The sequence below is a fragment of the Streptomyces sp. NPDC048442 genome, from assembly GCF_040651475.1.
Lineage (GTDB): Bacteria > Actinomycetota > Actinomycetes > Streptomycetales > Streptomycetaceae > Streptomyces.
Genome location: NZ_JBEZKB010000017.1, coordinates 29,352 through 53,383, shown reverse-complemented (window position 1 = coordinate 53,383; position 24,032 = coordinate 29,352). Strand labels below are relative to the sequence as shown.

The following is a 24,032-nucleotide window of genomic DNA, read 5'->3' as shown; positions in this document are numbered from 1 at the left end:
GAGTGTCCCTTCCGTCCGTACGGCACGGCCCGTCGGAAGGGGCCGATCAGGGGGTCGGGGAGCCCTGCGCCGCCCCCGACTCCGCATGCAGGAACTGCGTCGCCGCCAGTTCCCCGTACAGCGCGTCCCCCGCCACCAGTTCCGCGTGCGTGCCCACCGCCCGTACCTTTCCCGCGTCCATCACCACGATCCGGTCGGCGAGCGTCACCGTGGACAGCCGGTGCGCCACCACCAGCACCGTCGTCTCCCGTGCCGCCTCCGCCACCGCGTCCCGCAGCGCCAGCTCGTTGACCGCGTCGAGCTGCGAGGTCGCCTCGTCGAGGAGCAGCAGCCGGGGCCGCCGCAGCAGCGCCCGCGCGATCGCCACGCGCTGCCGTTCGCCGCCCGACAGCTTGGAGCCCCGGTGCCCGACGACCGTTTCAAGACCGTCGGGCAGCCGGTCCACCAGGCCGTCCAGCCGGGCCTTGACCAGTACCTCCCGTATCGCCTCGTCCGTCGCGTCAGGCGCGGCGAACACCAGGTTCTCCCGGAGCGTCCCGGCCAGGACCGGCGCGTCCTGCTCCACGTACCCGATGGCGGCGCGCAGCTCGGCGAGCGGCCAGTCCCGTACGTCGCGGCCATCCACCAGCACCCGCCCGCCGGTCGCCTCGTAGAAGCGCTCTATCAGCCCGAAGACGGTCGTCTTCCCGGCTCCCGAAGGGCCGACGAAGGCGGTCATGCCGCCGCCCGGCACCTCGAAGTCGACGCCGTGATGGACGTACGGAAGCTCGTCGCGGTAGCGGAAGGCGACGCCCTCGAAGGTGACCCGCGCGGGCCCGCCCTCCACCAGCCCGCCCTCCACCGGCGCGAGCGCCTTCCCCGGCTCCTCCGCCTCCACTTCCAGCTTCTCCGCCTCCACGATCCGGGCCACCGCCGCCGAGCCCACCTGGTACTCGGTGACCGCGTTCACCAACTGGCTGATCGGGTCGATCAGGTAGAAGAGGTAGAGCAGGAAGGCGATCAGGGTCGCCACCGAGATGGCCCCCGAAGCGACCCGGGCGCCGCCGATCCCCAGCACCGCCAGGAACGACATCTGGACGGCAAGTCCGACCGAACTCCCGGCCAGCGACTGCCACTTGGCGGACCGTACGCCGTGCCGCCAGGCCTCCTGCGCGGCGGACTCCACGACTGCCGCCTCGCGCGCCTCGGCACCCGAGGCCTTGACCGTACGGAAGGCGCCGAAGGCGCGCTCCAGCACGGTCGAGATCGCCCCGACCGCCTCCTGCGACTGCTTCGTCGCCTGCGCGATCTTCGGCATGACGAACCCGACGGCCCCGCCGATCAGCACGATCACTCCGAACGTGACGCCGAGCAGCACCGGGTCCATGAACCCCATCAGCACGATGATGGCGAGGAAGGTCAGGCCGCCGGTCGCCGCCGAGACAATCGAGCTCGTGGTGACCGAGCGCAGCAGCGTCGTGTCGGAGGTGACCCGGGACATCAGGTCGCCCGGCTGGGTGCGCTCGACCTCGGGCACCCGCAGCCGCAGCAGCCTGCCGATCAGATTGCGGCGCGCGGCCAGCACCACGGACTCGGCTGTGCGTTCCAGTACGTAGGAGCCGACGGACCCGATCGCGGTGCCGAGCACCACGAGCGCGGTGAGCATCAGCAGGAGACCGGTGATCGACTTGTCCTCGCCGAGCCGCTCGACGAGCGCCTTGGCGGCGAGCGGCTGCACGAGCCCGCCCACCGCGCCGACGAGCGTCAGTAGCGCGCCGAGCGCGACGGCCCAGCGGTGCGGGCGGAAGTGCTGGTAGAGCGCGTGCCAGGTCTCACGCGCGGGCAGTTTGGGGGTGCTGACGGGATCCCCGGTCTTTTCGGTTGTCGTGGCCACGTGAAAAGGGACGCAGAGCGGGGCCGTTCACCTGACCACCCAGGCCCACGGATTTCACCGCTCGCCCCTCAGCCCCCTGCCCCGCAAAGATCCCGCCCCTCAGCCCCGTGCGCCCGTACGGATCCCGTCCCTCAGCCCCGTACCCCGCACAGGTGCAGCAGCGCCGCCACCCTCCGGTACGGATCCGTCCGCCCCGCCCTGTCCTCCAGGGCGATCACCTGCGCCAGCTCCTCCTCGGGGAGCGGCGGAGCCTCGTTCGGCACGTTGTCGGTGAAGATGCGCACGCCGTACCAGGCGTGCAGCGGCGCCGCGATCCCGGCCAGTGTCGCCGTCAGCGCGTCCAGCCGGTCGGCCCGCACCGGCAGCCCCAGCCGATTGGTGTATGCATCCGTGTCGAGCGCACCGAGCGCGCCCGCCCAGTCCCCGGCGAGCGCCGGGCGCATGGCCAGCGCATCGGCGTTTCGTACGAGCAGGGACAGCAGTCCGCCGGGTGCCAGCATCCGGGCCAGGCCCGCCACCAGGGCGTCCGGCTCCTGGACGTACATCAGCACCCCGTGGCACAGCACCACGTCGAAACTGCCCGGCAGGAAGTGCACACCGGTGTCCCGGCCGTCGCCCTGCATCAGCCGGACCCGCTCACGGATCCCGGCGGGCTCGAAGGACAGCGCCTCGCGGGCCGCCGCCAGCATCCCGGCGTCGGCCTCCAGGCCGGTCACCTTGTGTCCGGCGCGCGCGAGCCGCAGCGCCTGGGTGCCCTGGCCCATGCCGACGTCGAGCACCCGCAGCCGCTGCCCGACCGGGAAGCGGCCGGATATCTGCTCGTCGAGCTGACGGGCGACCAGTTCCTGCCTGACCCTGTTGCGCAGTCCCCCCAGACCGGCCAGCCATGCGGCGGAAGCCCCGTCGAAACCCGCCACAGTGGCGGTCGACGGGGCTTCCGGAGCGTGGGGGTCCTCCCGGCTCAGGGTCGCTCTCCACGCTTGACCTGCGGCTTCGGCAGGCGCAGACGGCGCATCTGGAGCGAGCGCATCAGGCCGTAGGCCAGGACGCCGCGCTTGGGTTCGTCGGGGAAACGCTCCCGGATCTGCTTCTTCAGACGGATCGCGAGACCGATCGAGTCGAGCACGATCAGCACGATGACGATCATCCACAGCAGCAGCGAGACCGTCTGCAGGTTGCCGATCTGGACCATGCTCATGACGAGGATGACCACTGCCATCGGCAGGAAGAACTCCGCCACGCAGAAGCGCGAGTCGACGTAGTCACGGACGAAGCGGCGGACCGGACCCTTGTCGCGGATCGGCAGGAAGCGCTCGTCACCGCTCGCGAGGGCCTCCCGCTGCTTGGCGAGGTCGGCACGGCGGGCTTCCCGCTGGCGCTTCATCGCCTCCTTGCGGTTCGCCGGTGCGGTCACGGCGCTGCGGCGCTGCGACTGCGCGGCGGCGCGCTTGGGGGTGGGGCGCCCCTTGGGCGCCTGCGGGTCACGGGGCTGCTTGGAGAGGTCGGCAGTCACCTTGTCGGAGACGGCGGTCTTCTCAGCGCTGGAGTTGGCACGGCTACGGAACACAAAACCCAAGGGTACGTGGTGCGACGCATGGACCCCAGCCTTGAGGGGAACGATCCGGCAACAGCTGCGTCCGTACGGCCCCGCCCGTACGCGTACCAGGGTCTCCTCTACTCCCTACGCCCGAGCTCGCGCGCACACAGTCGTCCTGGAGGAGGAGCACATCGGCACCGGAACAGTGCGGTAATGGAGACAGGGCCCGTACTGTGGGGTCTGTGGAGTGGCCAGGAGCCTAAGGTCGTCAGAAGGGGGCGCGCGAAGCCCATGAGCGGTGTCATGAAGCGTATGGGGATGATCTTCCGCGCGAAGGCGAACAAGGCCCTTGACCGGGCCGAAGACCCGCGGGAGACGCTGGATTACTCGTACCAGAAGCAGCTTGAGCTGCTTCAGAAGGTACGCAGGGGAGTCGCCGACGTGGCGACGTCGCGCAAGCGCCTCGAACTGCAGCTGAACGGGCTGCAGAGCCAGTCCTCCAAGCTGGAGGACCAGGGCCGCAAGGCGCTCGCGCTGGGCCGGGAGGACCTCGCCCGCGAGGCCCTGTCCCGCCGTGCCTCGCTGCAGCAGCAGGTCAGTGACCTGGAGACGCAGCACCAGACCCTCCAGGGCGAGGAGGAGAAGCTCACCCTCGCGGCGCAGCGCCTCCAGGCCAAGGTCGACGCCTTCCGTACGAAGAAGGAGACCATCAAGGCCACCTACACGGCGGCCCAGGCGCAGACCAGGATCGCGGAGTCCTTCTCCGGCATCTCCGAGGAGATGAGCGACGTCGGCGTCGCGATCCAGCGCGCCGAGGACAAGACCGCGCAGCTGCAGGCCCGCGCGGGCGCGATCGACGAGCTGCTCGCCTCCGGCGCGCTGGACGACCAGTCCGGGCTCGCCAAGGACGACATCCAGTCCGAGCTGGACCGCCTCTCCGGCGGTACGGACGTCGAGCTGGAGCTCCAGCGGATGAAGGCGGAACTGGCAGGCGGCCCGTCCCAGCAGGCCATCGAGGGCGGCCAGCAGGATGCGCAGCACGGTCAGAACGGTCAGAATCAGGGTCAGTCCCACCCCAAGTTCGACAAGCAGTAGCCGCTGACGGCCAGGAGGAGCGTCGTGATCGTACGGATCATGGGCGAGGGCCAGCTCGACCTGGCCGACAGCCACTTCGTCGCGCTCAACGAGCTCGACGACGAATTGCTGGCCGAGATGGACAACGGCGACGGGCCGGGCTTCCGTCGCACGCTGGAGGCGCTGCTGGATGCGGTGCGCACCTGGGGCGCGCCGCTTCCCGACGACTCCCTGGAGCCGTCGGAGCTGATCCTCCCGGCTCCGGACTCCACTCTGGAAGAAGTCCGCGCCATGCTCACCGAAGACGGCCTCATCCCGGGCTGACCCAGCCCCCCGGCCCCTGGCACCCTGGCCCCCTGGCCCCCTAGCCCTCTTGGGCAGCGGGGCCGCCCCCCGGGGGCGGGACGGGTGGGCAAGGGGGCGGCCCCCACGCGGAGCTCGCCCTTCGCCCCAGCACGCGCCCGCCCCAGCACGCCCACCGCCGCCCGCCCCAGGGCCCCGTACCGTAAACGCATGACCACCCCCAGCCTCCGCACCGGCCTCCCCCGCACCCGGTCCTGGCTGCGGGCCCATCCCCTCGTCGTCGACGCCGGCCTCGCGGCCGCCGTTCTCGCCTGCATGATCGTGGGATCGTTCGCCGATCCGCACGACGGCAGGCACGGCCCCTCCTTCGGCACCCGCACCCCCAGTGCCGCCGGCATTGTCCTCATGGTGCTGGCCGCCGCCGCCCTCGTGTACCGCCGCCGTCGGCCCCTGCCCGTGCTGGCCGTGACCTGCGCACTCACCGTCGTCGGGTTCGCCCTCTCGCCCGTGGACCCGCGCGCGCCCGTCGCGATGAGCGCCGTCGTCGCGCTCTACACCGTGGCGGCCCGCACCGACCGGCCCACCACCTGGCGCATCGGTCTGCTCACCATGGCCGCTCTCACCGGCGCCGCGATGTGCTTCAGCGACGGGCCCTGGTACGCGCAGGAGAACCTGGGGCTGTTCGCCTGGACGGGGATCGGCGCCAGCGCGGGCGACGCGGTCCGCTCCCGCCGCGCGTTCATCGACGCCATCAGGGAGCGTGCCGAGCGGGCCGAGCGGACCCGTGAGGAGGAGGCCAGGCGCCGGGTCGCCGAGGAGCGGCTACGTATCGCTCGCGACCTGCACGACGTCGTCGCCCACCACATCGCCCTGGTCAACGTCCAGGCGGGAGTGGCGGCGCACGTCATGGACAAGCGCCCCGACCAGGCCAAGGAGGCCCTCGCGCACGTCCGCGAGGCCAGCCGGTCGGCGCTGGGCGAACTTCGTGCCACCGTCGGCCTGCTCCGCCAGTCCGGCGACCCCCAGGCCCCCACCGAACCCGCCCCGGGCCTCGCCGTCCTCGACGGCCTCCTCGACACGTTCCGCAATGCCGGACTCCCCGTCGAACTGGCCCGTACCGACGACGGATCGCTCGCCGCCTCGGTCGACCTGGCCGCGTACCGGATCATCCAGGAGGCCCTCACCAACGTCCGCAAGCACGCGGGCCCGGACGCGAAGGCCGAGGTCAGCGTCGTAAGGGTCGGGGCGTCGGTCGAGGTCACCGTCGTCGACGACGGTACGGAGAGCCCGGCGCCCGAGGCCGGCGGCGGCCACGGCCTCATCGGCATGCACGAACGTGTCAGCGCCCTCGGCGGCACCCTCACCGTGGGCCCCCGCTACGGCGGCGGCTTCCGCGTCCATGCGATCCTTCCCGACACAGCCGGTGCACTGGCCGGTACGAAGGCCGGTACGAAGGCCGGCGCGATGGCCCGTACGACGGCCGGTGCGTCGGCCGTGACGAAGCCCGGTACGCACGCCGGGACCCACGCCGGCCCGCCGGCCACCGCACCGGCCCGTCCGCAGTCCGGCCCGGGGGAGGACCACGCACCATGACCACCGAGCAGCCCCAGCCGCCACTCGCTCCCGCGATGCCGCCCATCAAGGTCCTCCTCGCCGACGACCAGGCCCTCCTGCGCAGCGCCTTCCGCGTCCTCGTCGACTCCGAGCCCGACATGGAGGTCGTCGGCGAGGCAGCCGACGGCGCCCAGGCCCTCGAACTGGCCCGCGCACACCGGCCGGACGTCGTCCTGATGGACATCCGCATGCCCGGCACCGACGGACTCGCCGCGACCCGGGCGATCGGCGCCGACCCCGAACTCGCCGCCGTGCACGTCGTGATGCTGACCACCTTCGAGGTGGACGAGTACGTCGTCGAGTCGATCAGGGCGGGCGCCTCCGGCTTCCTCGGCAAGGGCGCCGAGCCCGACGAACTCCTCAACGCCATCCGGATCGCCGCCGGCGGCGAGGCCCTGCTCTCGCCCGCCGCGACCAAGGGCCTCATCGCGACCTTCCTCAAACAGGGCGGGTCCCCGGGCGCCCCCCGGGCAGCCGACGGCGCCCACGCCGCCCGCCTGGCCACCCTCACCGTCCGCGAACGCGAGGTCCTCGCCCACGTCGCCGGCGGCAACTCCAACGACGAGATCGCCGAACTCCTCGTCGTCAGTCCGCTCACCGTCAAGACCCATGTCAACCGTGCGATGGCGAAGCTCGGCGCCCGCGACCGGGCGCAACTGGTGGTTTTTGCGTACGAATCGGGCCTCGTACGTCCAAGGGTGGAGTGACGGCGCACCTCGCGTACTGCGCCTGCGGTACACCCCGGCCGAGAAAGGGACCTGGGAGCGAGGAACCGGCCTCTTCCGATGGCTGATCGTATGAAGGGACCCTCGCGTCCTGCCTCGCGCGCGGACGCAAGTCCGTCTGCTTCGCTCGCCACAGATCGCCACAGAGCCACAGAAGAGAGACCCACCCATGTCCTGGCTGTCCAGGTTCAGCCTCGCCCAGCGGGCCTTGATCGGGCTGATATCGATCGTCGCGATCGTGTTCGGCGCGATCGCGATTCCGCAGCTCAAGCAGCAGTTGCTGCCCACGATCGAACTTCCGATGGTGTCCGTGATCGCCCCGTACCAGGGCGCCGCTCCGGACGTGGTCGAGAAGCAGGTCGTCGAGCCGCTGGAGAACGCACTCAAGGCCGTCGACGGCATCGAGGGCGTGACGTCCACGGCGAGCGAGGGCTCCGCCGTGATCATGGCCCAGTTCGACTACGGGGACGACGGCACCAAGCAGCTCGTCGCCGACGTCCAGCAGGCCGTGAACCGGTCCAGGGCGCAACTCCCCAAGGACGTCGACCCGCAGGTCGTGGCCGGTTCGACCGACGACCTGCCGACCGTCACGCTCGCCGTGACCTCGGACCAGGACCAGCAGGCGCTCGCCGACCGGCTGGACCGCAGCGTCGTCCCCGTCCTGCAGAACATCGACGGCGTCAGCCAGGTCACCGTCGCGGGCGTCCAGGACCTCCAGGTCGCCGTCACCCCGGACAACGCCAAGCTGGCCGCCGCCGGGCTCAACGCGATGACCCTCGGCCAGGCCCTCCAGCAGGCGGGCGCCACCGTCCCGGCCGGCGCCTTCGCCGAGGACGGCAAGAGCCGCACCGTGCAGGTCGGCGGCAATCTCACCTCGCTGAAGCAGATCGAGGACCTCCGGATCAGCGGCCAGGCCGTCCCCGGGCAGACCCCGCCCAGGCCCGTACGCCTGGGTGAGGTGGCCACGGTCAAGGAGACGCCCGCCGCCCCCACCTCCCTGACCCGCACCAACGGCAAGCCCAGCCTGTCGGTCTCGATCACCATGGACCAGGACGGCAGCGCCGTCGCCATCTCCGACGCGGTCAAGGACAAGCTCCCCGAGCTGCGCGCGAGCCTCGGTTCCGGCAGCGAGCTGACCACGGTCTTCGACCAGGGCCCCGCGGTCTCCAAGTCGATCTCCGGCCTCACCACCGAGGGCGCGCTCGGCCTGGCCTTCGCGGTCGTCATCATCCTGATCTTCCTGGCGTCGATCCGCTCGACGCTGGTCACCGCGATCTCCATCCCCCTCTCGGTGGTCCTCGCGCTGATCGTGCTGTGGACGAAGGACCTGTCCCTCAACGTCCTCACCCTCGGCGCGCTGACCATCGCGATCGGCCGCGTCGTCGACGACTCGATCGTCGTCCTGGAGAACATCAAGCGGCACCTCTCCTACGGCGAGGAGCGCCACTCGGCGATCACCACCGCAGTCAAGGAGGTCGCGGGCGCGGTCACCTCGTCGACGCTCACCACGGTCGCGGTGTTCCTGCCGATCGGTCTCGTCGGCGGCATGGTCGGCCAGCTCTTCGGCTCGTTCTCCATCACGGTGACGGCCGCGCTGCTCGCCTCCCTGCTGGTCTCCCTCACCGTGGTCCCGGTCTTCTCGTACTGGTTCCTGCGCGCGCCGAAGGGCTCCGAGGGCGTCGCCCCGGAGGAACTGCGCCGCCGCTCCGAGGAGAAGGAGAACAAGAGCCGTCTGCAGCGGATGTACGTCCCCGTGCTCCGCTTCGCGACCAAGCGCCGCCTCGTCAGCCTGGCGATCGCGGTCGTCGTGCTGGCGGTCACCGTCCCGATGGCCGGGATGCTCAAGACCAACTTCTTCGACCAGGGCGAGCAGGACACCCTCTCGCTCACCCAAAAGCTGGAACCCGGCACCAGCCTGGACGCCTCGAACGCCGCGGCCCTCAAGGTCGAGAAGGTCATCGAGTCCGTCGACACGGTGAAGGACTACCAGGTCACCGTCGGCTCCTCCGGAATGATGGCTGCCTTCGGCGGCGGCTCCGGCGCCAACCAGGCCTCCTACCAGCTCACCCTGAAGAGCGCCGAGGACACCGAGGCCGCCACCAAGGAGCTTCAGGACAAGCTCGCCGCTCTCAAGGGCGCCGGTGACACCAAGGTCGGCGCGGGCGGCGGCTTCGGCAGCCAGGACCTGAGCGTCGTCGTCAAGGCCGCCGACGCGGACACCCTCAATAAGGCGACCGAGCAGGTACGCACCGCCGTGGCCGGTCTCAAGGACGTCACCGACGTCCAGAGCAACCTCGCCCAGTCCGTGCCGCGCATCTCCGTCAAGGGCACCCCGAAGGCCGCCGACGCGGGCTTCAACGACGCCGCCCTCGGCGCCGTCGTCGCCCAGGCGGTCCGGGGCACCCCGTCCGGCAAGGCCATGCTGGACAGCACCGAGCGCGACATCGTCATCAAGTCCGCCAAGCCGGCCACGACGATGGACGAGCTGAAGAAGCTGCCGCTCGGTCCTGGCGTCACCCTCGGCCAGATCGCCGACGTCAAGCTCGTCGACGGGCCGGTCTCGATGACCCGCATCGACGGCGCCCGCTCGGCGACCGTCACCGCCAAGCCGGTCGGCGACAACACGGGCGCGGTCGGCACCGCACTCCAGTCGAAGGTCAACGACATCAAGGCGGACCTGCCCTCGGGCGCGAGCGTCGAGATCGGCGGTGTCTCCTCCGACATGGAGGACACCTTCAGCAAGCTCTTCCTGGCCATGCTGGCGGCCGTCGCGATCGTCTTCATGCTGCTGGTCGCGACGTTCAGGTCGCTGATCCAGCCGCTGATCCTGCTGGTCTCGATCCCGTTCGCGGCGACCGGCGCGATCGGCCTGCTGCTCGCCACCGGCACCCCGATGGGCGTCCCGGCGATGATCGGCATGCTGATGCTCATCGGCATCGTGGTCACCAACGCGATCGTGCTGATCGACCTGATCAACCAGTACCGGGCGCAGGGCCTGGGCGTCGTGGAAGCCGTTGTCGAGGGCGGTCGCCACCGCCTCCGCCCGATCCTCATGACGGCCCTCGCGACGATCTTCGCGCTGCTCCCGATGGCGCTGGGCATCACGGGCGAGGGCGGCTTCATCTCCAAGCCGCTCGCCATCGTGGTGATCGGCGGCCTGATCACGTCGACCCTGCTGACCCTCCTGCTGGTCCCGACCCTCTACGCCATGGTGGAGCTTCGCAAGGAGCGCCGTGCGGCGAAGAAGGCGGCCAAGCGCGGCGGGGCGAAGCCGGCCGACACCGCCGCCACCGGGTCGAAGGAGGACGACGACCGCGAGCCCGCGACCGTCTGATCCCGACCGTCTGATCCCGGCCGTCTGATTCCGGCCGGAGTACGAGTCCTGAAGCATGAGTCCTGAAGCATGAGTAAGGGGCGCCCTCCCTGGAGGGCGCCCCTTACTCATGCGTGTGACGCAGCGAGGGTCAGGCCGTCGGGTCGTCCGGAATCGGGTGCACGTCGACCGGGTCGTTGCTGGGCCTGCCGCCGTGGCCGGGACACGCGGAGGCGCGCGCCGCGATCTCGAACGCCCGCTCCTCGCTCTTGACGTCGACGACCCAGTATCCGGCGAGGACCGGGCCCTTCAGGGACGGCCCGTCGGTGACCTGACGCTTCCCGTCGGAGCCCGCCCGTACGGTCTTGACCAGTCCCGGCCCGCCGAGCCCGCGCGCCTCGACCATCTCGCCCGCCGAGGTCAGCTCCTGGTTGAGGGCCTCCATGTGGGCGAACATCGCCTGCATCTCGTCGGGGCTGTACGAGGACATGACGCTGTCCCACTGATCGGCGTCCACGTTCATCTGGATCATGTAAAGCATGTTCCTGCGCTCCTCGGGCCGAGTCGTTTCCTGTCGGTGCTGAAGGGTGGACTGCCCCTTCCGGCGAAACTCATCGGCCCGGGGCCCGCTACGGGAGCGCGAGCATGCGCTCCAGCGCCAGCTTCGCGAAGCTCTCCGTCTCCCGGTCGACCTCGATCCGGTTGACCAGGTTGCCCTCGGCCAGCGACTCCAGGGTCCACACCAGGTGGGGGAGGTCGATGCGGTTCATGGTCGAGCAGAAGCAGACCGTCTTGTCGAGGAAGGCGATCTCCTTGTCCGGGTGCGCGTTCGCCAGGCGCCGTACGAGGTTCAGCTCGGTGCCGATCGCCCACTTGGAACCGGCCGGGGCCGCGTCCAGGGCCTTGATGATGTACTCCGTCGAGCCGACCTCGTCCGCCGCCGCGACGACCTCGTGCTTGCACTCCGGGTGGACCAGGACCCGTACGCCGGGAATCCGGGCCCGTACGTCCTCCACCGACTCCAGCGAGAACCGGCCGTGCACCGAGCAGTGCCCGCGCCACAGGATCATCTTGGCGTTGCGCAGCTCCTCGACCGTCAGGCCGCCGTTCGGCTTGTGCGGGTTGTAGAGCACGCAGTCGTCCAGCGACATCCCCATGTCGCGGACGGCGGTGTTGCGGCCCAGGTGCTGGTCCGGCAGGAAGAGCACCTTCTCGCCCTGCTCGAACGCCCAGTCCAGGGCGCGCTTGGCATTGGATGAGGTGCAGATGGTGCCGCCGTGCTTGCCGGTGAAGGCCTTGATGTCGGCGGAGGAGTTCATGTACGAGACGGGGACGACGGTCTCCGCGAGACCCGCGTCCGTGATCACGTCCCAGCACTCGGCGACCTGCTCGGCGGTGGCCATGTCGGCCATCGAGCAGCCGGCCGCCAGGTCGGGCAGCACGACCTTCTGGTCGTCGGAGGTCAGGATGTCCGCGGACTCGGCCATGAAGTGCACGCCGCAGAAGACGATGTACTCCGCCTCCGGCTTGTTGGCGGCGTCCCGCGCGAGCTTGAAGGAGTCGCCCGTCACGTCGGCGAACTGGATGACCTCGTCGCGCTGGTAGTGGTGGCCGAGCACGAAGACCTTGTCCCCGAGCTTCTCCTTGGCCGCGCGGGCGCGCTCCACCAGATCCGGGTCGGACGGCGAGGGAAGGTCACCGGGACATTCCACGCCGCGCTCGCTCCTGGGGTCGGCCTCGCGGCCGAGCAGCAGCAGGGCGAGGGGCGACGGCTGGACGTCGAGGTCGATCTGACGGGGCTGGGCGGTGGTCACGACACGCACCCTTTCTGTTCTGCGAGAGGCGAGAGGGACCCGGGCGAGAAGGAACGAGGGCCTTTTCGTCGAAATGACGTTATCTATCATAACTGCTTCACGTCACTTTGACGATGCTGATCTCGTCGATGTGACGAATTCCCGGGGCGGGCCAGGGGTGGACCCCGGCGCGGACCACGGGGCAGGCTCGGGGGCGAACCCGGGGCGGGTTCCCGCCCGACCGCACACCGCCCGTAAGGAACGGGGTGTGCGAGCATGAAAGAACAAGACACACGCTCGGGCCCGGAATGAATCCGCGGCCCCGCCGGTTGCAACCGTCGGCAAGCAGTCCGTACAACCCGGGAGAGATGTAGATGTCCGTTCAGGACGAAAAGACCACCGTGAGCGACGGCATTCTCCTGTCCGACGCCGCCGCGGCCAAGGTCAAGGCCCTGCTCGACCAGGAAGGCCGGGACGACCTGGCGCTCCGCGTCGCCGTGCAGCCCGGTGGCTGCTCGGGCCTGCGGTACCAGCTCTTCTTCGACGAGCGCTCGCTCGACGGCGACGTCCTCAAGGACTTCGACGGTGTGAAGGTCGTCACCGACCGGATGAGCGCCCCGTACCTGGGCGGCGCCTCCATCGACTTCGTCGACACCATCGAGAAGCAGGGCTTCACGATCGACAACCCGAACGCCTCGGGCTCCTGCGCCTGCGGCGACTCGTTCAGCTAGCAGTACGCGTAGCAGTACGCGCAAGGCGGTTGCCCCGGGATCTCAGATCCGGGACAACCGCCTTCGTCATGCGCGGGCAGGTACGGCTTCAGGCCTTCAGCCCTTCGGCACGGCCTTCCCGTCCTCGCCCACCACGCTCCGCCCCTCCAGGGGCTTCTCCAGCGTCACCGTCTCCGTCAGCCTCTTCGCGATCGCGATGCAGATCCGCTTCGGGTCCGGATGCGTCTCGACGATCCGCACCTTCACCGAGCCGCCCTCCTCGACCGCCTTCGCCGCGTAGTCGCTGCACACGCCGCCCCAGAAGGTGAGGGAGAGCTTCCGCCCGTCCGTCCGGTACGACTCGGCGTGCCGGTCGGGAGTGGTTCCCGGACCGGCCGTGGGGTCCGTCGTGGGCCTGGGCGTCGGATCGCTCTTCGGCGGCGCGGGCGTCACCAGGAACTTCGGGTCCACCGCCGGGTACGTCACCGTGTACGGCGCCTCGTCGCCCACCGGGACCACCCGGAACAGCCAGGACGGCACCAGCATCCGCTGCCCGTCCGCGTACTGCGCGGCAAGACCGAGGACCGCCGAGCCGACCGTCACCGTCCGCTGCGGCACCTGCTGCGGCTCGCACGGCGTGATCTTCCCCTGCGGCGGTCCGGGCTCCACCGGCTCCACCGAAAGCTCCGTACCCTTCACCGGTACGGGACCGGTGCAGTCGCCGGTCTTTGGCGGGGTCGCGCTCCGCCCCGCCCTGTTGAGCAGATCCAGCGCCTTCCCCGCACCCACCACCGGGTAGTCGGCGCCCTTGTTCAGGCCCTTCAACTGCCCGCTGCCGCCCACCACCCGGCCGTCGGGACCGACCGGGATCCCGGTCGCCCAGCCGTACGTCGGCAACCCGCCGACCACCGGATCCGCGTTGACCACCCGCGCACCGCCCAGCACCTGCCGCGCGTCCAGCTGCGCGCCGTCGAGACCCAGCGCCTTCAGCACCGGGGCCGCCGCCTTCTTCGCGGCCGCCTCACCCACCGGCGTACCCGACACGCACTGCTTGCCCTGGACGCAGTCGACGGTGCCCTTCGCCTGCCCGCCGCGCGCGAACGTCCAGCTGCCGGGCGCCCGTTCACTCACCCGCAACTGCGGGCCCGAACCGTCCGGCAGCGCCCCGACAATCCAGGAGTCACCGCTCAGCCGCGGTGTGCCCGAGACGTCGAGCGCCTCCGCGAGCCGTTCCACCTCGTCCGCGCCGACCGCGCCCTGCGCCCGGTACACCGGGGCGGAGCCCGGCCCGTCCGCCAGCTTCCCGGCCGCCCGGTACACCACCCGGCCGAACCCGCCGCCGTGCGGATCGCGCTCACCGGGCGCGATCCCGACGGGACCGGTCGGCGAGGGCGAGGCGCCTGCGGAATCCACCCCGCCGGAGCCCGCGTCCGTAAAGCCGTTGAGGGCCAGCGGCGGGGGAGCGCCCCCGGGGCCACCGGGATCGCCGGGGCTGCCCGCGCCACCGTCGCCCGCCGTGGACGCCCAGTACGCGCCCCCACCTCCGACCAGCAGCACCGCAGCCGCCACGGAGGCGGCGGCCAGCGGGGACAGCCGCCGACGGGAAGTGGGTTGCGCCTGCTGCTCGCTGCTCACCGGATCGCTCCTTCGCCTGCGCCCGAGAAGGCGGCTGATGCGGATGCCCCTTTACAGGAGACACCGATGGGACGGCGTGAGCGACCTTCCGGTTCCCGCAGGCGGCGGCCCCGTCTTCTCTCGGGCCCCGCGGGCCCCTCAGGCCCCGTACTCGGGCATCGCCCCCACCAGCCGCGCGGAGGCCGGCGACACCACGACACCGTGGATCAGCGACGCGGGCACGTACTCGGCGACGGCCGCGGGTACCGCCCAGTGCGCCACCATGCGCGCGCAGTCGCCCTGCAACTGCGCCCACCCGCCGTCCACTTCGACAGAGGCGGTGACAGGGCCGGTGACAGCGGCAGGGGTACGGACGATCTGCTTCGGCATGCGAGGAGCTCCCGTGCTCTAGGGGCCCGCCGGATTCGCGGAACCCCGGTCTCCTCGCACCGTATGCACCTGCGACCTCACGAAAAAAGCCCTACTATCGGGTAGTTTTGCCTCTTCAGCCGTATGGGTGCGACCCGGTAGCTTGGGCTGCTGTCATCGTCTTCTTCCCGTCATCCCCACAGGGAGCAGCCCCGCCGTGCGTATCGCAGTCACCGGCTCCATCGCCACCGACCACCTCATGACCTTCCCCGGCCGTTTCGCCGACCAGCTGGTCGCGGACCAGCTGCACACGGTCTCCCTCTCCTTCCTCGTCGACAACCTCGACGTACGACGCGGAGGGGTGGGCGCCAACATCTGCTTCGGCATGGGGCAGCTCGGCACCCGTCCGATCCTGGTCGGCGCGGCCGGCTCCGACTTCGACGAGTACCGCGCCTGGCTCGACCGCCACGGCGTCGACACGGCCTCGGTCCGTATCTCCGAGGTCCTGCACACGGCCCGCTTCGTATGCACCACGGACTCCGACCACAACCAGATCGGTTCCTTCTACACGGGCGCGATGAGCGAGGCCCGCCAGATCGAGCTGAAGTCGGTGGCCGACCGCGTCGGCGGCCTGGACCTCGTCCTGATCGGCGCGGACGACCCGGAGGCGATGCTCCGTCACACGGAGGAGTGCCGCTCCCGCACGATCCCCTTCGCCGCCGACTTCTCGCAGCAGATCGCCCGTATGTCGGGCGACGACATCCGCACGCTGCTCGAAGGCGCCACGTACCTCTTCTCCAACGAGTACGAGAAGGGCCTCATCGAGTCGAAGACCGGCTGGAGCGACGCCGAGATCCTCGCCAAGGTCGGCCACCGGGTCACCACGCTGGGCTCGCGCGGCGTGCGCATCGAGAAGCTCGGCCTGGACCCGATCGAGGTCGGCTGCGCGGAAGAGACCGCGAAGGTCGACCCGACGGGCGTCGGCGACGCGTTCCGCGCGGGCTTCCTCTCCGGCCTGGCGTGGGGCGTGGGCCTGGAGCGCGCGGCCCAGATCGGCTGCATGCTGGCGACCCTGGTCATCGAGACGCTGGGCACCCAGGAGTACACGCTGAGCCGTGCGGGCTTCATGGAGCGCTTCACGAAGGCGTACGGGGACGAGGCGGCGGCGGAGGTACGGGGACACCTGGGCTGAGGGCTCGGCGGGACGGGTGGCGCCCCCCCAGCCCCCTTGGGCAGGGGGGCCGCCCCGGGGCGGGACCGGTGGTGGACACCGCGCGGGTGCGTCGTGGCTGGTCGCGCAGTTCCCCGCGCCCCTAAAAGACTGCCCCTCAGCCCGCTGGCCCTCTTGGGCAGCGGGGCCGCCCCCCCCGGGGGGGCGGCCCGGGTGGGCAAGGGGGCCGCCCCCGCGCGCGGGCCCCCGTTCACTGCGGCGCTCCCCGTCCCCGCCTTAGCTCACGCGGCGTACTACATACGCCACCCCCCGCTCCCGCGGCTCCTCGCCCACGTACTCCTGCTCCCGCATCCCGCACCAGGCCGGGATGTCCAGTCGGGCCGCCGCGTCGTCGGACAGCACCGTCACCGTGCCCCCCACCGGCACGTCCCCGATGACCTTCGCCAGCTCGATCACCGGAATCGGACACCGCTTGCCGAGCGCGTCCACGACGAGTGAGTCCTGGGCGTCCCCGGCGCCCGCCGCAGCCGCGGCCGGTGCCCCCAACGCCTCCCGGACTCCCCGGACCGCCCCCGGCAGCACCTCCAGGAACGCCTCCACGTCCGAAGCCGCCGTCCCCCGCGGCAGCGACACCCGTACGTTCCCCTCGGACAACACCCCCATCGCCCGCAGCACATGGCTCGGCGTCAGGGTGCTGCTCGTGCACGAGGACCCCGACGACACCGAGAACCCGGCCCCGTCCAGCGCGTGCAGCAGGCTCTCCCCGTCCACGTACAGGCACGAGAAGGTCACCAGGTGCGGCAGCCTCGCCGCCGCGTCGCCCACCACCTCCACGTCCGCCACCAGCTCCGGCACCCGCAGCCGGATCCGCTCCACCAGAGTCCGCAGCCGCGCCGCCTCCTGCGCGGCCTCCGCCCGCACCGCCCGCAGCGAGGCCGCGGCGGCCACGATCGCGGGCAGGTTCACGAACCCGGGCGAGCGCCCGGACTCCCGCTCGTCGCCCACGCCCTGCGGCGCGTACCGGACCCCCTTGCGCACCACCAGCAGCCCGACCCCGGCCGGGCCGCCCCACTTGTGCGCACTCGCGGTGAGCAGCGACCACGGTCCCGGGACCTGTTCCCAGCCCAGCGACTGCGCCGCGTCCACCAGCAGAGGCACACCCACCTCCCGGCACTGCTGTGCGACTTCCGCCACCGGCTGGAGGGTGCCGACCTCGTGGTTGGCCGACTGCAGAACGGCCAGCGCGGTGTCCGTGCCCACCTCGCGTACGAAGTCGGCGGCGTCGACCGCCCCGTTCCGGCCCACCCCCACCTCGGTTGCCGACCCGCCGTCCGCCACATGGGCCGCGGCCGAATGGAGTACGGACGAGTGCTCGACCGCAGAGGTCACCAGGTGGCGGCCGACACGCCGACGCGCCGCGAGGGTTCCGGCAATTCCCGCGTGCACGGCGTGCGTTCCCGAAGGGGTGAAAACGAGCTCGTCGGGGCGGCACCCGACGGCCTCGGCGGCCGCCTCCCGCGCGGCGTCCAGGAGCAGGGCGGCCCGTCGCCCCTCCCGGTACAGGCGGGCCGGATCGGCCCAGCCCTCGTCCAGCGAGGCAAGCAGCGCCTGGTGGGCAACGGGGTGCAGGGGGGCGGCGGAAGCAGCGTCGAAGTAGGGCACCCGGTCACGCTAGCCGCCGCCCGCGCCGGGCCCCGTACCGCCATCGGGGGAGGGCCCGTCAGATCCCGGGCGGAGGCAGGTGTTCCGCCCACCGTGCGCCGGTGAACCGCGGTGACGCCACCCCTTCGGGGTGGGGCGCGGCGCGTTGGGCACCCTCCCCGCGCGACCCCAAATAGCGTCCAGTAGGGTTTGGTCCGCATAAACATCCAAACCCCTGCCCGCGTCAGGGCCGGCGACCGACCGAGTTAACACGGCCGCAGCCAACTACACGCGCGGGCGAGACTCTCGGGAAGGCGCTACGTGAGTCCCAACGGCTCCGACCGCTCGTCGCGGCGCCCGATGCGGCGGAAGCTGCTCCAGGTGCTGACCGCGGGCGTGGTCCTGGCGACCGCCTCTGGTTGCTCGTACACATGGGAGGACTTCCCCCGACTGGGGATGCCCACCCCGGTAACGGAAGAGGCGCCGCGGATCCTCTCCCTCTGGCAGGGCTCGTGGGCGGCAGCGCTCGTCACGGGCGTGCTGGTGTGGGGCCTGATCCTGTGGAGTGTCATCTTCCACAGGCGCAGCCGCACCAAGGTCGAGGTACCTCCGCAGACTCGTTACAACATGCCCATCGAGGCGTTGTACACGGTCGCCCCGCTCATCATCGTCTCGGTGCTGTTCTACTTCACCGCCCGTGACGAATCGAAGCTTCTGCATCTCGACGAAAAGCCGACTCACACCGTCAACGTGGTCGGCTACCAGTGGAGCTGGGGCTTCAACTACGTCGAGGACGTGGACGACAACAAGTCCACCGGTCTGAAGACCGACCCCAAGACCAAGTTGAAGACCGGGGTTCCCAAGGAACTCGGCGCGATCCCGGACAAGTACACCAAGCAGTTCCCGGACGGCGCCGACGGCGTCTACGAGTACGGCATCCCCGGCACCCGTAGCCCCGACACCGGCAACCCCGGGCCCACGCTGTGGCTGCCCAAGGGCGAGAAGGTCCGGTTCGTGCTCACCTCGCGCGAGACGATCCACTCCTTCTGGGTGGTGCCGTTCCTCATGAAGCAGGACGTCATCCCGGGCCACACCAACGCCTTCGAGGTGACCCCCTCCAAGGAGGGTGTCTTCATGGGCAAGTGCGCGGAACTCTGCGGCGTGGACCACTCCCGGATGCTCTTCAACGTCAAGGTCGTCTCTCCTGAGGAGTACAAGCAGCACCTCAAGGACCTGAAGGAGAAGGGCCAGACCGGCTACATCCCGGCCGGCATTGAGCTGACCGACCCGGCCCGGAATGCGGAGACGAACAAACTGTGAGCATCCTCAACGAACCCAAGGGTGCCGCGGCAGCAGTCGACTCGTACGAGAACGAGCTGCCGGTACGGCGCAAGGAGCCGGGAAACATTGTGATCAAGTGGCTCACCACCACTGACCACAAGACGATCGGCTCGATGTACCTCATCACGTCGTTCGTGTTCTTCATCATCGGCGGACTGATGGCGCTCTTCATGCGCGCCGAGCTCGCTCGTCCCGGCACGCAGATCATGTCGAACGAGCAGTTCAACCAGGCGTTCACGATGCACGGCACGATCATGCTGCTGATGTTCGCGACGCCGCTGTTCGCCGGATTCGCCAACTGGATCATGCCGCTGCAGATCGGCGCGCCCGATGTGGCGTTCCCGCGGCTGAACATGTTCGCGTACTGGCTGTACCTCTTCGGCTCGATCATCGCGGTGGCCGGCTTCCTCACCCCGCAGGGTGCGGCCGACTTCGGCTGGTTCGCCTACTCCCCGCTGTCGGACGCGGTCCGTTCGCCGGGTGTCGGCGCCGACATGTGGATCATGGGTCTGGCCTTCTCCGGCTTCGGCACGATCCTCGGCTCGGTCAACTTCATCACCACGATCATCTGCATGCGCGCTCCCGGCATGACGATGTTCCGCATGCCGATCTTCACCTGGAACGTGCTGCTGACCGGTGTGCTGGTCCTGCTCGCCTTCCCGGTGCTGGCCGCCGCACTGTTCGCCCTGGAGGCGGACCGTAAATTCGGTGCCCATGTCTTCGACGCGGCCAATGGCGGCGCGATCCTCTGGCAACACCTCTTCTGGTTCTTCGGCCATCCAGAGGTGTACATCATCGCGTTGCCATTCTTCGGAATCATTTCCGAAGTGATCCCGGTCTTCAGCCGCAAGCCGATGTTCGGCTACATCGGTCTGATCGCCGCGACCATCTCGATCGCCGGTCTTTCGGTCACCGTCTGGGCGCACCACATGTATGTGACGGGCGGCGTGCTGTTGCCGTTCTTCTCGTTCATGACGTTCCTCATCGCGGTGCCGACCGGTGTGAAGTTCTTCAACTGGATCGGCACGATGTGGAAGGGCTCACTGTCCTTCGAGACACCGATGCTCTGGGCCATCGGCTTCCTGATCACCTTCACCTTCGGTGGTCTGACCGGCGTCATCCTGGCCTCGCCGCCGATGGACTTCCACGTCTCCGACTCGTACTTCGTCGTCGCGCACTTCCACTACGTCGTCTTCGGCACCGTGGTCTTCGCGATGTTCTCCGGCTTCCACTTCTGGTGGCCGAAGTTCACCGGCAAGATGCTGGACGAGCGGCTCGGAAAGATCACCTTCTGGACGCTGTTCGTGGGCTTCCACGGCACGTTCCTGGTGCAGCACTGGCTCGGTGCCGAGGGAATGCCGCGTCGTTACGCGGACTACCTCGCGGCCGACGGCTTCACCGCGCTGAACACGTTCTCGACCATCAGCTCCTTCCTGCTGGGTCTGTCGATGCTGCCGTTCTTCTACAACGTGTGGAAGACCGCGAAGTACGGCAAGAAGGTCGAGGTCGACGACCCGTGGGGCTACGGCCGTTCCCTGGAGTGGGCGACCTCCTGCCCGCCGCCGCGGCACAACTTCCTCACGCTGCCGCGCATCCGGTCGGAATCCCCGGCGTTCGACCTGCACCACCCGGAGATCTCCGCGATCGACCAGCTGGAGAACCACCGGGACAACGGCGTCGAGTCGCTCGCCCTCAGCGCGAAGGAGACGGGCAAGTGAAGATTCAAGGCTGGCTGTTCATCTGGCTGAGCGTTTTCATCCTGATCATGGCCGGCGTGTACGGCGTGTGGTCGAAGGAGCCCGCGGGCACCACGGCGCTCGTCCTGGCCTTCGGGCTGAGCCTGATGATCGGCTTCTACCTGGCCTTCACGGCCAAGCGGGCCGACTCCATGGCCCAGGACAACAAGCAGGCCGACGTCGCGGACGAGGCCGGCGAGCAGGGCTTCTTCGCCCCGCACAGCTGGCAGCCGCTCGCGCTGGGCATCGGCGGCGCGTTCGCCTTCCTGTCGATCGCGATCGGCTGGTGGCTGCTGTTCTTCTCGCTGCCGCTGATCCTGATCGGTCTGTTCGGCTGGGTCTTCGAGTTCTACCGCGGTGAGAACCGCACGCAGTAGGACACGGGAGGAGCCGCCCCACCGGCGGTACCTCTTCGAGGGGCCCGTACACCTGGATACGTCCAGGTGTACGGGCCCCTCATTCGTTTGCAGTCACTTGCGGCCTGCCAGCGCGCCCGATCTGATGATGATTCATATCGTGTGATCATGAGCCACGCACCCCGCACCCGGACGGTCCTGAGCTGCACCCTGCTGGTCGCCTCCCTCGGGGCGGGGCTGACCGCCTGCGGCGAGCCCCAGGGAAGCCCGCTCTCCTCCACGCCGTACGACGCGGCGCAGCAGATCTCCTTCAACGGGAAACCGGGCAGCACCGACGCCGATCCGGAGAAGCCTCTTGAGGTGACGGCGACCGGCAAGGACGGCCGGATCACCGACGTCACCGCCGCGGACGCCGCAGGACGCCAGGTGGCGGGCGAACTCTCCGCCGACGGGGCCCGCTGGCACTCCACCGCCCCACTGGCCGCAGGGGCCCAGTACACGGTCCGGGTCTCCACCGAGGACCGGGAGGGCGCCCCCGGCGTACGCAGGCTCAGCTTCCAGACCGCCCCCGGCAAGAAGAAGCTGAAGGTCACCTTCGGCCCCGACGCCGGCAAGTACGGCGTCGGACAGCCCCTCACCGCCGAACTCAGCCAGAAGGTCAAGGACCCGCGCGCCAGGGCGGTCGTGGAGCGCGCCCTCAAGGTCGACTCCAAGCCCGCGGTCGAGGGCTCCTGGTACTGGGTGGAGGACAATCTCCTGCACTTCCGCCCGCGCGCCTACTGGCCCGTCGGAGCCACCGTCAGGGCGCACAGCAATCTGGAGGGCATCAAGGTCGCCAAGGACCTGTACGGGGCCGCCTCGACGCCCCTGCGGATCAACATCGGCGACAAGATCGAAGCCATCACCGACGCCTCGTCGCACTACATGACGATCAGGCGCAACGGAGAAGTGATCAATACCATTCCGGTGACCACGGGCAAGCCCGGCTACTCCACCCGCAACGGCGTCAAGGTCGTGCTGGGCAAGGAGTACTTCGTACGGATGCGCGGCACCAGCATCGGGATCCCGACCGGCACCAACGACTCCTACGACCTGCCGGTCTACTACGCGACCCGGGTCACCTGGAGCGGCGAGTACGTGCACGCCGCGCCCTGGTCCGTCGGCTCCCAGGGCTACGCGAACGTCAGCCACGGCTGCACGGGCATGTCCACCGGAAACGCCGCGTGGTTCTACGAGACCGTCACCGAGGGCGACATCGTCAAGGTCGTCGGCAGCTGGGGCGAGGAGATGGACCCCTTCGGCAACGGTTTCGGGGACTGGAACCTGCCCTGGAAGAAGTGGCGCACGGGCAGCGCCCTGCTCGCCTCCACCGAGGAGCAGCGCGACCGCGTCCACGCCCCCCGCCTGCGCCCGCAGGTCTGAGCGGGGCCAGGGGGCGCGGGGGAGACGGCGCGTGACATCGGGGCCGTACGGCGGGAGTTCGGGCCCGTACGGCCGCGTCCTGGGCCCCTGCGGGCCCGGTTCAGGCCCGTACGGGCGCGGCGGTGCCCGCGAGGCGCTCGCGCAGCAGACCCGCCAGGGAGGCGGCGAACCCGACCGGCTCGACCGGGAGCGTCACCGCCGCCTCCGCACGGCTCCAGGTGGCCAGCCAGGCGTCCTGCGGACGCCCCATCAGGAGCAGTACGGGCGGGCAGTCGAAGATCTCGTCCTTGATCTGCCGGCAGACACCCATGCCGCCGGCCGGGACGCACTCGCCGTCCAGCACGCACACGTCGACGCCGCCCGCCTCCAGCGCCTTCAGTACGGCGGGCAGCGTGGCGCACTCCAGGAACTCGACCGGCGGTACGTCGGCGGCCGGCCTGGAGCCGGCCGCGAGGCGCACCTGCTCGCGGGTGTTGGCGTCGTCGCTGTAGACCAGCACCGTGGCGGTCGGCTGCTGCATGGTTCCTCCGTGACGTCCGGTTACGCGGTGAACTGCGCGGTGATCTCGGGGCTTTCAGGGCTCAACAGGCGGCCGTCGGGGCCGGTTCCGATGCGCGGATGCTACTCCGTCGCACCCCTCGTACACACCGGTTCGTACGGTCCTTCGATGGGCCGTTCGGGCAGGACACACCCTCTTGACACTCCGAACGGCACCCCCCGGGGTGAGGGCGGGATAAGCGACCGACATAATGTCGGTCGTGGCGACAGCAACGACAGTAGATACCGGGCACGCGCACCCGTCGGTCAATCGGCCGAACCTCACCAGCGTCGGAACCATCATCTGGTTGAGTTCCGAGCTGATGTTCTTCGCGGCCCTCTTCGCGATGTACTTCACCCTGCGATCGGTGACGGGTCCCGAGTTCTGGGCGGAAAAGGCTTCGGCCTTGAACTTTCCGTTCTCGCTGACCAACACCTCGATCCTGGTGCTCTCCTCCCTCACCTGTCAGCTCGGCGTCTTTGCCGCCGAGCGGGGCGATGTGAAGAAGCTCAGGACGTGGTTCATCATCACGTTCGTGATGGGTGCGATCTTCATTGGCGGCCAGGTGTACGAGTACACCGAGCTGGTCAAGCACGAGGGCCTCTCGCTCTCGTCGGACCCGTACGGCTCGGTGTTCTACCTGACGACCGGCTTCCACGGACTGCACGTGACAGGCGGTCTCATCGCCTTCCTGCTGGTCCTGGGCCGGACATACGCGGCCAAGCGATTCACCCACGAACAGGCGACAGCCGCCATCGTCGTGTCCTATTACTGGCACTTCGTCGATGTCGTCTGGATCGGCCTGTTCGCCACGATCTACGTGATCAAGTAATCCGGGCGCACCAAGTCGGGCCCGGGCCCGAAAACACTTCCCGCATCGACGCAGAAGATCCTGACACCGG

21 protein-coding genes are annotated in these 24,032 nt (G+C 69.9%); 12 read left to right on the top strand and 9 right to left on the bottom strand.

The window, feature by feature from the left end:
* Nucleotides 1-46 precede the first annotated feature (46 nt).
* The 3 genes from AB0D18_RS24265 to AB0D18_RS24255 all read right to left on the bottom strand — a co-directional run bounded on the left by AB0D18_RS24265 (nt 47) and on the right by AB0D18_RS24255 (nt 3,440).
* Nucleotides 47-1,873, bottom strand: coding sequence for an ABC transporter ATP-binding protein (locus tag AB0D18_RS24265; RefSeq protein ID WP_362422178.1), 1,827 nt, complete (start codon nt 1,871-1,873; stop codon nt 47-49).
* Between the two features lie 131 nt (nt 1,874-2,004).
* The gene (locus AB0D18_RS24260; protein WP_362422505.1) at nt 2,005-2,739 is read right to left on the bottom strand and encodes a methyltransferase domain-containing protein; all 735 of its coding nucleotides are present in this window, start codon (nt 2,737-2,739) and stop codon (nt 2,005-2,007) included.
* 95 nt (nt 2,740-2,834) lie between these two features.
* The gene (locus AB0D18_RS24255; RefSeq protein ID WP_362422175.1) at nt 2,835-3,440 is read right to left on the bottom strand and encodes a DUF3043 domain-containing protein; all 606 of its coding nucleotides are present in this window, start codon (nt 3,438-3,440) and stop codon (nt 2,835-2,837) included.
* A 261-nt stretch (nt 3,441-3,701) separates the two neighbouring features.
* Between AB0D18_RS24255 and AB0D18_RS24250 the strand changes: the two genes are divergently transcribed.
* The 5 genes from AB0D18_RS24250 (at nt 3,702) to AB0D18_RS24230 (ending at nt 10,460) form a co-directional block, all read left to right on the top strand.
* Complete coding sequence (locus AB0D18_RS24250) at nt 3,702-4,505, top strand: PspA/IM30 family protein (RefSeq protein ID WP_362422172.1); 804 nt, start codon at nt 3,702-3,704, stop codon at nt 4,503-4,505.
* Between the two features lie 24 nt (nt 4,506-4,529).
* The gene (locus tag AB0D18_RS24245; RefSeq protein ID WP_362422168.1) at nt 4,530-4,808 is read left to right on the top strand and encodes a hypothetical protein; all 279 of its coding nucleotides are present in this window, start codon (nt 4,530-4,532) and stop codon (nt 4,806-4,808) included.
* Between the two features lie 189 nt (nt 4,809-4,997).
* Nucleotides 4,998-6,380 carry a sensor histidine kinase gene (locus AB0D18_RS24240; protein WP_362422165.1) on the top strand — a complete coding sequence of 461 codons (1,383 nt, stop codon included), beginning with the start codon at nt 4,998-5,000 and terminating at the stop codon, nt 6,378-6,380.
* On the top strand, nt 6,377-7,108 hold the full coding sequence (locus tag AB0D18_RS24235) for a response regulator transcription factor (protein WP_362422162.1): 732 nt from the start codon (nt 6,377-6,379) through the stop codon (nt 7,106-7,108). The genes AB0D18_RS24240 and AB0D18_RS24235 overlap by 4 nt, the downstream gene beginning before the upstream one ends.
* Before the next feature lie 187 nt (nt 7,109-7,295).
* Nucleotides 7,296-10,460, top strand: coding sequence for an efflux RND transporter permease subunit (locus AB0D18_RS24230; protein ID WP_362422160.1), 3,165 nt, complete (start codon nt 7,296-7,298; stop codon nt 10,458-10,460).
* Between the two features lie 130 nt (nt 10,461-10,590).
* Here AB0D18_RS24230 and AB0D18_RS24225 read toward each other — a convergent pair whose 3' ends face one another.
* Nucleotides 10,591-10,980: a YciI family protein gene (locus tag AB0D18_RS24225; RefSeq protein WP_362422157.1), complete on the bottom strand. Its 390-nt coding sequence runs from the start codon at nt 10,978-10,980 to the stop codon at nt 10,591-10,593.
* Nucleotides 10,981-11,068: 88 nt separating this feature from the next.
* Nucleotides 11,069-12,262 (bottom strand): quinolinate synthase NadA, encoded by a 1,194-nt coding sequence (nadA, locus tag AB0D18_RS24220; protein WP_362422154.1) that lies wholly within the window; start codon nt 12,260-12,262, stop codon nt 11,069-11,071.
* Between the two features lie 344 nt (nt 12,263-12,606).
* On the opposite strand from nadA, the gene AB0D18_RS24215 reads away from it, so the two are divergent.
* Nucleotides 12,607-12,963, top strand: a complete 357-nt coding sequence (locus AB0D18_RS24215) for an iron-sulfur cluster assembly accessory protein (protein WP_362422151.1) — start codon at nt 12,607-12,609, stop codon at nt 12,961-12,963.
* Nucleotides 12,964-13,059: 96 nt separating this feature from the next.
* Here AB0D18_RS24215 and AB0D18_RS24210 read toward each other — a convergent pair whose 3' ends face one another.
* Together AB0D18_RS24210 and AB0D18_RS24205 are read right to left on the bottom strand one after the other, a co-directional pair.
* Nucleotides 13,060-14,577, bottom strand: a complete 1,518-nt coding sequence (locus AB0D18_RS24210; protein WP_362422148.1) for a hypothetical protein — start codon at nt 14,575-14,577, stop codon at nt 13,060-13,062.
* A 138-nt stretch (nt 14,578-14,715) separates the two neighbouring features.
* Nucleotides 14,716-14,946 (bottom strand): hypothetical protein, encoded by a 231-nt coding sequence (locus tag AB0D18_RS24205; protein WP_362422145.1) that lies wholly within the window; start codon nt 14,944-14,946, stop codon nt 14,716-14,718.
* Between the two features lie 196 nt (nt 14,947-15,142).
* On the opposite strand from AB0D18_RS24205, the gene AB0D18_RS24200 reads away from it, so the two are divergent.
* The gene (locus tag AB0D18_RS24200) at nt 15,143-16,117 is read left to right on the top strand and encodes a carbohydrate kinase family protein (protein WP_362422142.1); all 975 of its coding nucleotides are present in this window, start codon (nt 15,143-15,145) and stop codon (nt 16,115-16,117) included.
* 255 nt (nt 16,118-16,372) lie between these two features.
* On the opposite strand, the gene AB0D18_RS24195 is transcribed toward AB0D18_RS24200, so the two are convergent.
* On the bottom strand, nt 16,373-17,758 hold the full coding sequence (locus tag AB0D18_RS24195) for an aminotransferase class V-fold PLP-dependent enzyme (protein WP_362422139.1): 1,386 nt from the start codon (nt 17,756-17,758) through the stop codon (nt 16,373-16,375).
* Nucleotides 17,759-18,058: 300 nt separating this feature from the next.
* Between AB0D18_RS24195 and coxB the strand changes: the two genes are divergently transcribed.
* The 4 genes from coxB (at nt 18,059) to AB0D18_RS24175 (ending at nt 22,592) form a co-directional block, all read left to right on the top strand.
* Nucleotides 18,059-19,057 carry a cytochrome c oxidase subunit II gene (coxB, locus tag AB0D18_RS24190; RefSeq protein WP_362422136.1) on the top strand — a complete coding sequence of 333 codons (999 nt, stop codon included), beginning with the start codon at nt 18,059-18,061 and terminating at the stop codon, nt 19,055-19,057.
* Nucleotides 19,054-20,796, top strand: a complete 1,743-nt coding sequence (gene ctaD / locus AB0D18_RS24185) for a cytochrome c oxidase subunit I (RefSeq protein ID WP_362422133.1) — start codon at nt 19,054-19,056, stop codon at nt 20,794-20,796. The genes coxB and ctaD overlap by 4 nt, the downstream gene beginning before the upstream one ends.
* Nucleotides 20,793-21,191, top strand: a complete 399-nt coding sequence (locus AB0D18_RS24180; RefSeq protein WP_362422130.1) for a cytochrome c oxidase subunit 4 — start codon at nt 20,793-20,795, stop codon at nt 21,189-21,191. The genes ctaD and AB0D18_RS24180 overlap by 4 nt, the downstream gene beginning before the upstream one ends.
* Before the next feature lie 147 nt (nt 21,192-21,338).
* A complete protein-coding gene (locus AB0D18_RS24175) occupies nt 21,339-22,592 on the top strand; it encodes an Ig-like domain-containing protein (protein ID WP_362422127.1) in 1,254 nt (417 codons plus the stop codon).
* 100 nt (nt 22,593-22,692) lie between these two features.
* Here AB0D18_RS24175 and AB0D18_RS24170 read toward each other — a convergent pair whose 3' ends face one another.
* A complete protein-coding gene (locus AB0D18_RS24170) occupies nt 22,693-23,112 on the bottom strand; it encodes a hypothetical protein (RefSeq protein ID WP_362422124.1) in 420 nt (139 codons plus the stop codon).
* Between the two features lie 229 nt (nt 23,113-23,341).
* Here AB0D18_RS24170 and AB0D18_RS24165 point away from each other — a divergent pair, with 229 nt between their 5' ends.
* Nucleotides 23,342-23,962, top strand: coding sequence for a heme-copper oxidase subunit III (locus AB0D18_RS24165; protein WP_362422121.1), 621 nt, complete (start codon nt 23,342-23,344; stop codon nt 23,960-23,962).
* The last annotated feature ends 70 nt before the right edge of the window (nt 23,963-24,032 follow it).